The 12,991-nt window shown below is 53.6% G+C and carries 14 protein-coding genes; 2 read left to right on the forward strand and 12 right to left on the reverse strand.

The features are described from left to right. Positions 1 to 24 precede the first annotated feature (24 nt). The 6 genes from recX to mog are packed head-to-tail and all read right to left on the reverse strand — an operon-like array spanning position 25 to position 4,053. Entirely contained in the window at positions 25 to 492 is a 468-nt protein-coding gene (gene recX / locus LG200_RS01390; RefSeq protein ID WP_226755815.1) for a recombination regulator RecX, read from the reverse strand. Continuing rightward, entirely contained in the window at positions 470 to 1,507 is a 1,038-nt protein-coding gene (recA, locus tag LG200_RS01395) for a recombinase RecA (protein WP_226755816.1), read from the reverse strand. The genes recX and recA overlap by 23 nt, the downstream gene beginning before the upstream one ends. A gap of 45 nt (positions 1,508 to 1,552) precedes the next feature. Further along, the gene (gene pncC, locus LG200_RS01400) at positions 1,553 to 2,056 is read right to left on the reverse strand and encodes a nicotinamide-nucleotide amidase (protein WP_226755817.1); all 504 of its coding nucleotides are present in this window, start codon (positions 2,054 to 2,056) and stop codon (positions 1,553 to 1,555) included. Next, complete coding sequence (locus LG200_RS01405) at positions 2,032 to 2,523, reverse strand: phosphatidylglycerophosphatase A family protein (RefSeq protein WP_404809785.1); 492 nt, start codon at positions 2,521 to 2,523, stop codon at positions 2,032 to 2,034. The genes pncC and LG200_RS01405 overlap by 25 nt, the downstream gene beginning before the upstream one ends. Next, positions 2,507 to 3,463, reverse strand: a complete 957-nt coding sequence (thiL, locus tag LG200_RS01410; protein ID WP_226755819.1) for a thiamine-phosphate kinase — start codon at positions 3,461 to 3,463, stop codon at positions 2,507 to 2,509. The genes LG200_RS01405 and thiL overlap by 17 nt, the downstream gene beginning before the upstream one ends. Beyond that, the gene (mog, locus tag LG200_RS01415; RefSeq protein WP_226755820.1) at positions 3,463 to 4,053 is read right to left on the reverse strand and encodes a molybdopterin adenylyltransferase; all 591 of its coding nucleotides are present in this window, start codon (positions 4,051 to 4,053) and stop codon (positions 3,463 to 3,465) included. Before mog ends, thiL begins: the two co-directional genes overlap by 1 nt. Before the next feature lie 150 nt (positions 4,054 to 4,203). On the opposite strand from mog, the gene LG200_RS01420 reads away from it, so the two are divergent. Together LG200_RS01420 and LG200_RS01425 are read left to right on the forward strand one after the other, a co-directional pair. Beyond that, a complete protein-coding gene (locus LG200_RS01420; RefSeq protein ID WP_226755821.1) occupies positions 4,204 to 4,965 on the forward strand; it encodes a PDZ domain-containing protein in 762 nt (253 codons plus the stop codon). Positions 4,966 to 5,039: 74 nt separating this feature from the next. Then, on the forward strand, positions 5,040 to 7,058 hold the full coding sequence (locus LG200_RS01425) for a site-specific recombinase (RefSeq protein WP_226757267.1): 2,019 nt from the start codon (positions 5,040 to 5,042) through the stop codon (positions 7,056 to 7,058). 44 nt (positions 7,059 to 7,102) lie between these two features. Here the strand turns inward: LG200_RS01425 and LG200_RS01430 are convergent, their stop codons facing one another. From LG200_RS01430 to LG200_RS01455, 6 genes are read right to left on the reverse strand one after another with little or no spacing between them, the layout of a single operon-like run. Next, the gene (locus tag LG200_RS01430) at positions 7,103 to 7,471 is read right to left on the reverse strand and encodes a Na+/H+ antiporter subunit G (RefSeq protein WP_226755822.1); all 369 of its coding nucleotides are present in this window, start codon (positions 7,469 to 7,471) and stop codon (positions 7,103 to 7,105) included. After that, positions 7,468 to 7,737 carry a K+/H+ antiporter subunit F gene (locus LG200_RS01435; RefSeq protein ID WP_226755823.1) on the reverse strand — a complete coding sequence of 90 codons (270 nt, stop codon included), beginning with the start codon at positions 7,735 to 7,737 and terminating at the stop codon, positions 7,468 to 7,470. The genes LG200_RS01430 and LG200_RS01435 overlap by 4 nt, the downstream gene beginning before the upstream one ends. Continuing rightward, positions 7,734 to 8,222: a Na+/H+ antiporter subunit E gene (locus LG200_RS01440; protein ID WP_264193799.1), complete on the reverse strand. Its 489-nt coding sequence runs from the start codon at positions 8,220 to 8,222 to the stop codon at positions 7,734 to 7,736. The genes LG200_RS01435 and LG200_RS01440 overlap by 4 nt, the downstream gene beginning before the upstream one ends. Beyond that, positions 8,222 to 9,754 carry a monovalent cation/H+ antiporter subunit D gene (locus tag LG200_RS01445; RefSeq protein WP_226755825.1) on the reverse strand — a complete coding sequence of 511 codons (1,533 nt, stop codon included), beginning with the start codon at positions 9,752 to 9,754 and terminating at the stop codon, positions 8,222 to 8,224. The genes LG200_RS01440 and LG200_RS01445 overlap by 1 nt, the downstream gene beginning before the upstream one ends. Next, on the reverse strand, positions 9,751 to 10,080 hold the full coding sequence (locus LG200_RS01450; RefSeq protein WP_226755826.1) for a Na+/H+ antiporter subunit C: 330 nt from the start codon (positions 10,078 to 10,080) through the stop codon (positions 9,751 to 9,753). The genes LG200_RS01445 and LG200_RS01450 overlap by 4 nt, the downstream gene beginning before the upstream one ends. Then, positions 10,068 to 12,953: a monovalent cation/H+ antiporter subunit A gene (locus LG200_RS01455; RefSeq protein ID WP_226755827.1), complete on the reverse strand. Its 2,886-nt coding sequence runs from the start codon at positions 12,951 to 12,953 to the stop codon at positions 10,068 to 10,070. Before LG200_RS01455 ends, LG200_RS01450 begins: the two co-directional genes overlap by 13 nt. Positions 12,954 to 12,991: the final 38 nt, after the last annotated feature.

Raw genomic sequence — 12,991 nt, forward strand, 5'->3', positions numbered from 1 at the left:
AAACGGGTTTGACACTATTCAAATTTAATCTTCATCCGGATTGTGGCGCAGCACTTGCCGGATAATCTCAAAACCAAAGCCGCGACCTTGCAGAAACCTGGCCTGTTTGGCCCATTCCTCCCGGTTTTGCGGCGGGCTGGTAAATTTCTTGCGATATACCGTAAGCGCTGTTTCCAGTTCCCCGGCTTGTACTTCAGCCACGGCCTTGCCGATCAGCTCATCCGCTATGCCATGCTCCCTGAGTTCATGGGCTACGCGCAAGCTGCCGAAGCGGCCTTTACGCGCATGCACGATCTGCTCGGTATACCTTGTATCGGATAGCCAACCGCGTTTCTTGAAGTCATCCAGCAAAGCCGGCACGTCGTCATCTTCGCTGGCATAGGCGCGCAGTTTCTGCTGCAGTTCCTGATGAGAATATTCCCGCCGTGCCAGATAAGCCAAAGCCCGCTCGCGCAGGCTGATGGCAGGTTTACTCTTCTTCGTCGTTTTCATCCGGCGCCGTGGTGATGCGGGCGTTGGCCAGGTTTGATTGGGCGCGTATCTTGGCGTCGATTTCATTGGCGATTTGCGGATGCTCGCGCAGGAATTCGCGGGCATTGTCCTTGCCCTGGCCGATTTTCTCGCCATTGTAGCTGTACCAGGCGCCGGCTTTTTCCACCAGCTTGAGGTTGACGCCAAGCTCGATGATCTCGCCCTCGCGGGAGATGCCCTCGCCATAGAGGATGTCGAATTCAGCTTGCTTGAACGGAGGCGATACCTTGTTCTTGACGACTTTGACGCGGGTTTCGGAACCGGTGACTTCGTCGCCCTTCTTGATCGCGCCGGTACGGCGGATATCCAGGCGCACGGAGGCATAGAACTTGAGTGCGTTGCCGCCGGTAGTGGTTTCCGGGTTGCCGAACATCACGCCGATCTTCATGCGTATCTGGTTGATGAAGATCACCAGCGTATTGGTGCGCTTGATGTTGGCAGTCAGCTTGCGCAATGCCTGGGACATGAGGCGGGCTTGCAGGCCCATGTGGGAGTCGCCCATCTCGCCTTCGATTTCGGCTTTTGGCGTCAGGGCTGCCACAGAGTCAACGACCACGATATCGACAGAGCCCGAACGTACCAGCATGTCGGCGATTTCCAGCGCCTGTTCGCCAGTATCTGGCTGGGAGATCAGCAGTTCGGAGACATTGACACCCAGTTTCTGGGCATATTGTGGGTCAAGTGCATGTTCCGCATCGATAAATGCAGCAGTGCCGCCCACCTTTTGCATTTGTGCAATGACGGACAAGGTCAGCGTGGTTTTGCCTGAAGATTCCGGACCATAGATTTCCACGATACGGCCGCGGGGGAGGCCGCCTATGCCCAATGCAATATCAAGCCCCAGTGAACCGGTAGATACTGCCTGGATGTCAGCGGCAACATCGGTGTCGCCCATGCGCATGATAGATCCCTTGCCGAACTGTTTCTCGATTTGCGAGAGTGCTGCGGCCAGCGCTTTGCTTCTATTTTCATCCATCAGTAAGTACCTTTTTCAATTAGCCTGCTAAAGCTTGCAATTATTTCATAAATCAGTGGCTAAGGTAAGTTGTAACAGTCCCTCAATCACGGTTTTTACCGACTGCCTGCGTACTTGCTCCCTGTCCCCTGAAAAATGATGTGTGGACGTAATGATACGTCCGTCTGAATGGGCCCAACCGAAACATACCGTACCCACAGGTTTATGCGGCGATCCACCATCAGGACCCGCAATTCCGGTAATGGCGGCAGAGATATTGGCATCGCTATATTGCAAGGCGCCCAGCGCCATTTCCCTGGCGGTTTCTTCGCTAACCGCTCCATATTTTTGTAGTGTTGCCGCCTGCACTTGCAGCATTTGCTGCTTGGCAGCGTTGCTGTATGTGACAAATCCACGGTCAAACCAGGCTGAGCTGCCGGGAATGGCGGTGATGCATTGTGCTGCCCAGCCGCCAGTGCAGGATTCTGCCAGTGCCAGCAACAATTGGCGTTGCTGCATTGTTCTGCCTAGCTCGGTGCTTAGTGTCAGAAGGAATGCATCGTCAGCCATTGAAGTCCCTTCAGGGCGGCAATGGCATAAACTGCCGCCAGCAGGTCGTCAAACATCACGCCAAGGCCGCCATGCAGGCGACGGTCGAATTGGCGGATGGGAAAAGGTTTCCAGATATCAAACAGCCGGAACAGCAGGAATGCCGTCAGCCACCATTCCCATGCCTTGGGCGTGAACTCCAGAACCAACATAAAGGCGACGATTTCATCCCAGACTATGCCGCCATGATCGCTGATGCCCAGGTTACGCCCAGTAATACTGCAGATGGGGATGCCGACGAGGAACATGCATGACAGTATGAACAGATGGGTTGCTTCTGGTAACTGCATCATCAAGGCAAACAATGGCATGGCAACCAAGGTACCGAAAGTTCCAGGCGCCTTGGGCGCCAGCCCGCTGCCAAACCCCAGGCCTAGAAAATGCGCAGGATGACGCAATAAAAACCGGTAATCAGGCGAAATGATCAAAACCATTCTCCTTGATGGACATAGGGCTGTTGTCGGTGCCATAGACTATGAGGCCCGGAGTAGGGGTAACGCGGCCGACAGCGGCGAGTTGCAGGCCCAGATCCTTGCCTATGGCAACAATCCTGCCATGATCCTGCGCGCTGGCTGTAAAGCATAGTTCATAGTCGTCTCCCCCAGCCAGGACCATTTGCTGGACAGCGGTTTCATGTAAGTGTGTGCTTACGATTTCTGAAACAGGAATGCGGTTGAGGTAAAGTTCTGCCCCCACTTGTGAACGCTCCAGAATATGTCCGAAATCGGCCAGCAGGCCATCTGAAATATCCAAAGCACTATGTGCCAATCCACACAGGGCCAGCCCGAGTTCGACGCGTGGAACTGGCTGGTGCAAGGCAGGTATGCAGGCAGCCAGCTCCTGCTCTGTGAGTGGATAACGCTGTTGCAATGCGGCGAGTGCCAGTGCGGCATTTCCCAGGGGGCCGGATACCCAGATTTCGTCATTAATTTTAGCTTGGCTACGTAACAGTGACTGCCCGGGAGCTACCTCGCCCATGATCTGGACGCTGATGGCCAATGGCCCGCGAGTGGTGTCGCCGCCTATGAGCTCAACCCCAAACTGGTCAGCGCAGGCAAAAAAACCTGCGGAGAATCGCTCTACCCAGGATTCATCTGCATTGGGCAGGGCAATGGCCAATGTTGCCCAGCAAGGCAACGCGCCCATGGCAGCCATGTCCGAGATGTTGACTGCCAGTGATTTCCAGCCGATCAGCCATGGATTAATGTCAGGAAAAAAGTGAGTGTTTGCTACCAGCATGTCTGCCGAAATGGCCAATTCCATACCCGGGGTGACTTGCAATAATGCCGCATCATCCCCCACTCCCAATACAGCTCGCTTGGTCGGTCGTGTGAAGTAGCGTTTGATCAGGTCGAATTCGCTTGTCATCAGGATTCAGGTTTTTGTGCAGACTTGGGGCGGAAAGACTTGACCATGGCTGGATCGGTTTCAATGTAGGGCGCGCCTATGAGGTCCAGGCAATAAGGTACAGCGGCAAAAATGCCGGGAACAGTGATGTTGCCTGCCTCATCCTTGAGGCCTTCCAGCGTCTGGGCGATGGACTTTGGCTGGCCTGGCAGGTTGATGATCAGGCTGCGTTTGCGTATGACTGCTACCTGGCGCGACAAAATGGCCGTGGGAACAAAATTAAGGCTGATCTGGCGCATCTGTTCACCAAAGCCTGGCATGACCTTGTCTGCGACTGCAACGGTGGCTTCTGGGGTGACATCACGGATTGCAGGCCCTGTACCGCCAGTGGTGAGAATCAGGCTGCACCCTTCAAAGTCGACCAGGTCACGTAATGTGGCCTCGATTTCATCCTGCTCATCGGGAATGACCCTGACGGTGGATTCCCAGGGGGTCGATAGTGTTTTTCCTAGCCATTCCTGCAGGGTAGGAATCCCTTTGTCCTGATATTCACCGCTGGATGCGCGGTCGCTGATGGAAACTAATCCTATGCGTATGAGTTGATCTGCCATATTGTTATGTATCAAGGTTATATTGCTGACGTCATTTTACCGACGCAGATGTGATAAAACTGTGGTTTCATCATACCATTAGAACCCGTCGCAGGTCCGCCTTGGCGACAGGGATGCAGACCAATCGAACCTCATTCATTTACTGGAGGCATGATGCGTATATTCTTGATGTTACTGCTGGTGGCGCTTGCGGCAGCCTGTAGCAAGCCGGTTGTCAAAGAGCCATTGCCGGATAAACCAGTTCAGGCCAAGCCTGCGGTAGAACAACCCAAAGATGACAATCCTTATAGCCGAACTTATAGTGCGCGTAATTTGCATGGCGTCAAATTGAACACAAGTGATGCCGCACCCAAGATATTCAAAGGGGTGGCTGAAAATGAGGATTATCAACGGATGTTGCGTGATGGATATGAAATGCTGGGATATTCCCGCTTCGAGGCGGGCGATGTGCCTCCCTCCCAAGCGCTTGCCCAGGCCAGCAGTATCCATGCAGAGGCGGTTGTAGTCTATACCAAGCTGCTGGCATCACCCACGGCCGCTATGAAGATGCAGCAGATCCGCGATCAGGCCAAACATAGTGATAGGGCTTCCGATAGTTCGGAGATATACAGTTATTTCGCTACCTACTGGGCGAAATTGTTGCCACCGGTGTTGGGTGTGCATGTCATGAAGCCACGGGATGGAGACCCTGAGCCGGGGTTGACGGTGCTTGCCGTGATTGCGGATTCACCTGCCGAAAAAGCGGGTGTTGTGGTCGGTGATGTGCTGGTGGCCTTGGACAAGGCCCAGCTGAAATCGCCCCAACAATTACAAGAGGTGACACAACAATATGCGGGGCAGGATGTTGAGATAAGCCTGCGCCGGGTTAACCTTGAAAAAACAGTCTCTGTTCACTTGAATCCCGTGCCTTGAGGTTGTGCAGCCGCTGTTTGCTGAATTCTGGCAGGATTGGAGTCAATTAATTAAGTTGAATGTACATTAAGATGATGATGGAAAAGATACTGAGCGCATACACAGTACAAAATATCAATACCGCGCGCCTGCTCGCTGATCTTGTAGCGGAGTTGCGCCCTGCGAGTCTCAGTGAAACTGACGATGCCGCACATTCTATCCAGGCTTTGTGCCATGTGTTGAACAGTGATCCGCAAAAGGCAGTATTGCTACGCGATGGGATTGTGAGCCTCCTGAGTGGCCGCAAGCCTGTTTCACTGTATGTGGATTCAGGTATACAGCCCAATAGCGGATTTTTTACGGAGTTGTGGCGCCGAATAGGCCACAAGTTGCTGCCTGATGCGATCAACCCGGCTTATCTCAAGGACTTGTTTGCAGAGATTTTCCCCAAGACCGGGGATGAGTTATGGGTAGAGGCTGTTCCGGACGAAGTCTGGCTGCAATTGGTACATGCCCTGCGTTTTCATGAGGTGGATATTGACCACAGGTTCGCCTGCCAGAAAAGCGTGCTGGAATCGGCGCAGGTATTGTCTTATCGATTGGCCGCCTCAGGGCTGGAACCGGAATTGATCCGCAACCATCCCGAGATCGAATACCATGACTCCCCCTTCATTACCCAGAGCGTGGAGTTGCAGGCGCTGCTGGCATTGCCGTTGGAAAAGCAATATGAGGTCGACCATATTCTGGTTATGCTGGATCAGTGTCGCGAGGTGATTGCCAAGATACGCCGCAATAGTTCGCAAACAGGCACCAGTGTGCGCTTGACCTTTTTGCTGCAACGCATGAGCCAGCAGATCCGACGCCTGGAAAGCCTGCTTGGCATTATCAAGCTGGTACGTGGAGAGGCGGATGCCGGGCCTGCCTTTGTCCAATTGTTCAAGACGCTGGTTTCGGCAGAACGCCACAAAAATGACGTTAGGCAGCATTTCCGCGAGAACATGGAGCTGATGGCCTTGCGCGTGACAGAAAATGCCAGTCGCACTGGCGAGCATTACATTACGGAAACCCGTAGTGAGTATTTCGGCCTGATGCGCTCAGCCATGGGGGCTGGCATCATCATTGCGATCATGAGCATGCTTAAGATCATTGCTGCCAAGCATCATTATGCACCACTGACCGAGGCCATTCTGTTCAGTCTCAATTATGGTCTGGGGTTTGTACTCATCCATATCCTGCATTTCACAGTGGCAACCAAGCAGCCTGCCATGACAGCTGCTGCAATTGCGGCCAGTATCGATGCGAGTGATCGCAGGAACAAGAACCTGGATAAGCTGGTGAACATCATTGCCCAGACCTTCCGCAGCCAGACCATCGCTATCCTTGGCAATGTGTTGCTGGCGGTACCTGTGGCCATGCTGATAGGCTGGGTCATTCTCAGCGTGACTGGCGAACACTTCATCACGCCGGAAAAAGCCCACCAGTTGCTGGATTCCAATGACCCGTTTCATAGTGGTGCGGTATTCTATGCGGGTATTGCCGGGGTTTGCCTGTTCCTCTCAGGCCTGATTGCGGGTTATCACGACAATCTTGCCGTGTATAACAAAATTCCGCAGCGCCTGCGCGCATTGCGCTGGCTGGAATGGCTGTTGGGTACCCATAGGCTGGATAGGGTAGCCCGCTATGTGGAAAACAATCTGGGCGCGCTGGCGGGCAATTTCTATTTTGGCTGCCTGCTGGGCGGGATGTCAGGCTTGGGTGTATTATTGGGAGCGCCCATTGATATCCGGCATATCGCCTTTGTTTCGGCATTTACCGGCTATTCCTTCATGGCGCTGGATTTCATGTTCAGCTGGCAGGTGCTGGTCACTGCGATATTGGGTATCTGGCTGATCGGGACGGCAAACCTGGTGGTGAGTTTCAGTCTTGCCCTCTACGTGGCCATGAAGTCACGCAAAGTCTCGTTTGCACAATGGCGGTTGCTGTTGAGGACTTTGTTGAAACGCTTTATCCAGCAGCCCGGCCTGTTCCTGCTGCCGCCTAGACGACAGCAGGCAGTATTGGACGCAGAGGCGGGGCTGGACGAGAAGGAACCTGAAAGGGTCCATCATTCTTAGAAAACTGAAGCCTGGTGCAGCCTGTTTGCCTGGGGCGAGCAGGCTCAATCAACAGAGTGGTATTTCTGGTGTTGCTTGTTCTTGCGTTCTATTGCTTCATCCGGCAATGGAACCAGTGATTCAACCTTGAGGTGCAGCGCTGCCTTGGCTAACAGATGGGCGCTGATAGGGGCGGTAATGAACAGGAACAGCGTAATCAACCCTTCATGCAGGCTGATTCCCTCATCACGGGTGCTGAAGAAAATAGCCGAGGCGATCAGCAGGCAGCCAACGCCCAATGTGGTGCCCTTGGTGGGGCCATGCAAACGGGTATAGAAGTCACGCAGGCGGGCAAGGCCGAGCGAGCCTATGAATGTGAACGAGGCCCCTGCTACGATCAGCACCGAAAGCAGGATTTCCAGCAGAATGTTCATTCGATGATGTCTCCCCGCAGCAGGTATTTGCACATGGCAACGGTGCCGACAAAACCCATCAGTGCAATCAGCAAGGCTGCTTCAAAGTAAAGAGCGCTGCCTATATGGATGCCGAACAATACCAGCAGGGCTATGGTGTTGATATAAAGCGTATCCAGTGCCAGGATGCGGTCAGGCGAGCTGGGCCCTTTGAGCAGGCGCCAGAAGTTGAGAGCCAGCGCCGCGGATACCAGCACAAATGCAATGTGAATGGCGGTTGCTATCATTCCTCAAAAATCTCCTTGAGCGGTTGTTCATAGCGAGTCTTGATTGTGTGGATAAAGGCATCTATATCGCCTACATCCATGGTATGCACCAGTATGCTTTTACGGTCTGGTGCCAATAGTGCAGAGAGCGAGCCTGGGGTCAGGCAGGTGGTGTTGGCCAGGATGCTCATCGCAAAGTCCGAATTCAGGTCTATGGGCACAACGATAAATGCCGGGCGCAGTTTATCCGGGTTGCCAAGGATGCGCAGGGCCACAATAAAGTTGGCTTCAATGATATCGTGCAGCAGGATATAGGTGAACTTGAGCAAGGTGAGAGGCTTGTGCACCTTGACTTTGTCTGGCCAGAATTGCAGCGCAAAGAATGGAAGGGCCCATCCGAGCAATATTCCCAGCACCATCTGGCCGGGTGCAATGCTGTTGGATAGCAGTAGCCAGATCAGTGCCAGCATGACCGTCAGTAATGGGTGGGGCAGAAATCTTTGCATTATGGCGCTCCCTTGCTCAACACAGCTTCTATATATGCAGAGGTATCCAATAGTTGTGCCGCAGTCTTGGCAGTGAATTCTGTCAGCGACCCTGCCCCGATGGTCATCGCAAGGCATAAGCCCAGCAATGAGAAGACAGGCAGCAATTCTCGTACATTCAGCGGTTCAGGCGACACCTGGCTGTAATAGGTATTGGTAGATTTATCCACCGCATGGGCCTCATAGAACATCAGGCTGCCTGAGCGAGCCAACCCGATCACCGTTAGCAGGCCATTGAGAAGCACGATGCCCATGATAAACACAATTGCCGGATGATCCAGAGCGGCTTGCAGCAACATGAACTTACCAAGGAAACCTGACAATGGTGGCAGGCCCGACGCCAGGATGGCTAATGCAAAAAACACCGCGCCGAGAAATTTCTGCTGGGTAATCACATAACCCGCATCCAGCCGGTCTTCCATCAGGCCGCGACGTTTTGAAATGAGGTCCGCCAGCAGGAACATGGCTGCGGTGGCAAAAGTGGTATGGGGCAGGTAATAGAGCCCGGCTGCGATACCTGCCGCGGAATCCAGGCTGAAGCCGGTCAGCAGGGTGCCAGCGGAAATCACCACGAGATAGGAGACTTGTTGCCGCAACCGCTTGCTGCCAAGCAGGCCAAAAGTCCCGATGATGATGGTAAGCAATGCCATGGGCAGTAGCCATCCTTCCAGCAAGTTGGCTAGTGGCCCTGCGTGATCTCCGAAAATCAGCGTATAGATGCGTAATATGCTGTAAGCGCCGACTTTGGTCATGATGGCGAATAGTGCGGCTGAAGGTGCACTTGTCTGGGAGTAGGCGGAAGGTAGCCACAAGTAAAACGGCAATAGTGCGGCTTTGAGTGCGAACACTGCAAACAGCAGCATGCCTGCACTGTGTACCAATACCAGATTTTCTGGCGGGGTGGCTGCCACTTTGATGGCTAGGTCAGCCATGTTGAGCGTGCCCAGCACACCGTACAGTGTTCCAACCGCAAACAGGAACAAAGATGAGCCCACTACATTGATCACGACAAAATGCAGGCCGGAGCGTATGCGTTTGCGTCCACCACCATGCAGCAGCAGGCTGTAGGAGGCCAGCAACAGCACTTCAAAGAACACAAACAGGTTGAATAGGTCACCAGTCAGGAATGCGCCGTTCAGTCCAAATAATTGCAACTGGAACATGATATGGAAATGCCGGCCTTCCCGGTCCGTGCCATGCATGGCATAGATCAGGGCGAATATGGAAAGCAGTGAAGTGGTCATCACCATCCAGGCCGCCAGCCTGTCTGCGACCAAGGTGATGCCATAAGGAGCAGACCAGTCACTGAGGGCATAGACCAGGATAGTGCCATCTGATACCTGGCATAGAAGCTTAAAGGCGATGGTAATCAGTGCGATGCCGCTAGCCCCGGCAATCAATCGCTTGACGTAAATGCGCTGCTCGCGCAGCAGCAGTAGAAAAATACCAGTAAACAGGGGCAACAGTAATGGAGCGATGACAATGTGATTCAATTGACGCCCTTTCCATCCACATGGTCATTGCCCATCTCGGTACGTGCTTTCAACGCAAGCACAATGATGAATGCGGTCATGGCAAAGCTGATCACGATAGCCGTCAATACCAGCGCCTGGGGTACAGGGTCTGCATAGCCGGTGGCACTCTCACTGATGATAGGCGGCTTGCCTATGACCAGGCGTCCCATCATGAACAGGAATAGATTGACGGCATAGGACAACAGGGTGAGTCCGAGTACCACCGGAAAAGTGTGGCTGCGCAGGCAGAGGTAAACCCCCCCTGCAGTGAGCACTCCGATCAGTAATGATATTAACGCTTCCATGGCAGGACTTTCTTGAGTGCAGCGGACCTGGAAGGGGTCGTGTCACTATCTGTTGTTGGAGATGCCAGATTTTTTTTGGTGATGCGCGGTTGGTAGCTTACCTGGTGTATCAGTCCCAGATTGATCAGGATCAATAATGAAGTACCCACGACGACCAGGTATACGCCCAGGTCGAAGGCCATGGCAGATGCCAGTTCCAGGTCACCCAAGAGGGGGATATGGAAATGATGGAAGGTGGAAGTCAGGAAAGGGTAACTGAAATACCAGCTCGCAACACCGGTGCTGGCTGCGATCAATAAGCCGCTGCCTATCAAGGGGTGAGTGTTGGCTGGCAGCTTGGTGCGTGTCCATTCCACGCCATTGGCCAAATACTGCACGATGAGCGCCACCGAAGTGACCAGGCCGGCAATAAAGCCGCCGCCAGGCAGGTTATGGCCGCGCAGCAGGATAAAAATGGAGACCATGAGTGCCAGTGGCAACAGCAAGCGGCTGAAGGTCGCCATGACGACTGGATGAGTGTCGGGATTCCATGGCCGACCATCCTCATCCTGTTGCGGGCTAAGTAGTTTGAGCTTGTCCAGCATAGCGTAAATGCCGATCCCTGCCAGTGCAAGCACGGTAATCTCACCCATGGTGTCAAAGCCGCGGAAATCGACCAATAGTACATTCACGACATTGGCGCCACCACCTCCCGACACGCTGTTGCTGATAAAGTAGTCTCCAATGGTGCTGTATTCGCGGGTAAGCACAGCGTAGCTGAGTGCGGCTACGCCGCTGCCTGCCAGCAAGGCAATCACGATATCTCTACCCTGACGCAGGCGGTCCGATTCATCCGGAGTCCGTTGTGGAAGAAAGAACAATGCCAGCAATAGCAGCACTACGGTAATGAATTCTACCGAAAGCTGGGTCAGCGCCAGATCAGGGGCTGAGAATTTGATAAATGTCAGTGCCACTCCCAATCCGACAGCACTCACTAGTACCAGGGCTGTAAAACGCTGCTGATGCATGACTACCGTGCTGATGGCAGCAGCTATCATGATAAAGGCCACCATGGCGCTCATCGGGTCAACCGGCAGCATGGTGCGGGCACCTGCCAATGGGGCATCATGCACAATAAAGCCGGAAGCTCCCATGACGATGGAAGCTACAAACAATAGCCACAACATGCGTTTCTGGGAAAGATTGTCTACATTCATGGTGATGCTGCTGGACCAGTTGAATAGCCTGCGTATGGCGCCGTTGTAGATACGTTTGGCTTCAAACATTCCATCAAACCGGGATTGCAGGGTAAATAATGCTTCACGGCTGCGATATACCAATATGCCGCCAGCTACCGCAACCATGCTCATGATCAGGGCAGGGTTAACGCCATGCCAGATTGCCAGCTGGTAGTCTGGGGCAGTCGTTTGTAGCGTACTGGTGACTGCAACGGACAGCATGGGCCCCGCGATCTGTGCCGGGAAAATCCCGGTCAGTAGGCATAGGCCAACCAGGATTTCTACCGGGATCTGCATACCGCGGGAAGGTTCGTGTGGAATCTTCGGCAGGTCTTCGGCTTTACCATTAAAGAACACATTGTGCGCAATGCGGATGGAATATGCTGCTGCAAAAATGCCACCCGCAGTGACGATCAGCGGCAAGAGCCACGGCAGTGCCATGCTGTTGCCATGCTCCACTGTTTCGGCAAAGAACATTTCCTTGGACAAGAACCCATTGAGAAATGGAATGCCTGCCATGGATGCTGCCGCGATCATTGTGAGTAAAGCCGTATAAGGCATGTATTTGCGCAGGCCGCGGAGTTGCCGCATGTCACGGGTGCCGGTTTCATGATCGACGATACCTGCCAGCATGAAGAGGGATGCCTTGAAGATGGCATGGTTCATGATATGGAACACGGCGGCCACCACTGCCAACGGCGTGCCTATGCCAAACAACATGACAATCAGGCCGAGGTGGCTGATGGTGGAATAGGCCAGCAGAGCTTTCATGTCATGCTTGAACAGGGCGATATAAGCGCCGGTCAGAAAGGTAATGAGGCCGGTCAGTGTGACAATCCATGTCCACTCAGGAGTGCCGGATAAGGCAGGGAAAAAGCGCGCCAACAGGAAAATCCCCGCTTTGACCATGGTGGCTGAATGTAGATATGAGGAGACGGGGGTGGGGGCTGCCATTGCGTTCGGCAGCCAGAAGTGAAAAGGGAATTGTGCAGACTTTGTGAACACGCCCAGGAGAATCAATATCAGCATGTAGGGATAAAGGGCATGCTGACGGATCATGTCCCCAGATTCCAGAATGGATGAAAGTTCGTAGCTGCCAGCGATCTTGCCCAATAGAAGAAAGCCGCCCAGCATCGCCAGCCCGCCGCCACCTGTGATAGTCAACGCCATGCGCGCGCCGCGGCTGGCTTCCTCACGTTGTTGCCAGTAGCTGATCAGCAGGAAGGAGGACAGGCTGGTCAATTCCCAGAAAATCAGAAGCTGGATAATGTTTTCAGATAGGACGATACCCAGCATTGAGCCCATGAATAGCAGCAGGTAGGCATAGAAGCGCCCCATACTGTCGCGTGGGGAGAGGTAGTAGCGCGCATAGATGATCACCACCAGGCCAATCAGCAGGATCATCAGGGTAAACAGCAAGCTGAGGCCGTCAAGGCGGAAAGCGATGTTCAAGCCAAGTGATGGCACCCATTGGCTCGCATGCTGGATGATGGTCTGTCCAGCCATCACGTCATGCGCCAGGGGCAAGAGTAGCGAAAGTGAAGCCGCTGCCGTTATCACTGCCACCCAGGCGGATGAGTATCGGCCCAGTCGTGTACTGACCGTGGTGAAAGCTGCCCCGATAAAAGGAATAAATGTGAGGTACGCTAGGCCCATGAGTTATTTAAATTCAATTATTAATATTGTCAGCAGCC

This window comes from Methylobacillus caricis (genome assembly GCF_020532705.1).
GTDB lineage: Bacteria > Pseudomonadota > Gammaproteobacteria > Burkholderiales > Methylophilaceae > Methylobacillus > Methylobacillus caricis.

Bases quoted from the DNA above. Each gene is read 5' to 3' on its own strand.
- recX (WP_226755815.1), bottom strand. From the start codon at position 492: ATGAAAACGACGAAGAAGAGTAAACCTGCCATCAGCCTGCGCGAGCGG.
- recA (WP_226755816.1), bottom strand. From the start codon at position 1,507: ATGGATGAAAATAGAAGCAAAGCGCTGGCCGCAGCACTCTCGCAAATC.
- pncC (WP_226755817.1), bottom strand. From the start codon at position 2,056: ATGGCTGACGATGCATTCCTTCTGACACTAAGCACCGAGCTAGGCAGA.
- thiL (WP_226755819.1), bottom strand. From the start codon at position 3,463: ATGACAAGCGAATTCGACCTGATCAAACGCTACTTCACACGACCGACC.
- mog (WP_226755820.1), bottom strand. From the start codon at position 4,053: ATGGCAGATCAACTCATACGCATAGGATTAGTTTCCATCAGCGACCGC.
- LG200_RS01420 (WP_226755821.1), top strand. From the start codon at position 4,204: ATGATGCGTATATTCTTGATGTTACTGCTGGTGGCGCTTGCGGCAGCC.
- LG200_RS01425 (WP_226757267.1), top strand. From the start codon at position 5,040: ATGATGGAAAAGATACTGAGCGCATACACAGTACAAAATATCAATACC.
- LG200_RS01430 (WP_226755822.1), bottom strand. From the start codon at position 7,471: ATGAACATTCTGCTGGAAATCCTGCTTTCGGTGCTGATCGTAGCAGGG.
- LG200_RS01435 (WP_226755823.1), bottom strand. From the start codon at position 7,737: ATGATAGCAACCGCCATTCACATTGCATTTGTGCTGGTATCCGCGGCG.
- LG200_RS01440 (WP_264193799.1), bottom strand. From the start codon at position 8,222: ATGCAAAGATTTCTGCCCCACCCATTACTGACGGTCATGCTGGCACTG.
- LG200_RS01450 (WP_226755826.1), bottom strand. From the start codon at position 10,080: ATGGAAGCGTTAATATCATTACTGATCGGAGTGCTCACTGCAGGGGGG.
- LG200_RS01455 (WP_226755827.1), bottom strand. From the start codon at position 12,953: ATGGGCCTAGCGTACCTCACATTTATTCCTTTTATCGGGGCAGCTTTC.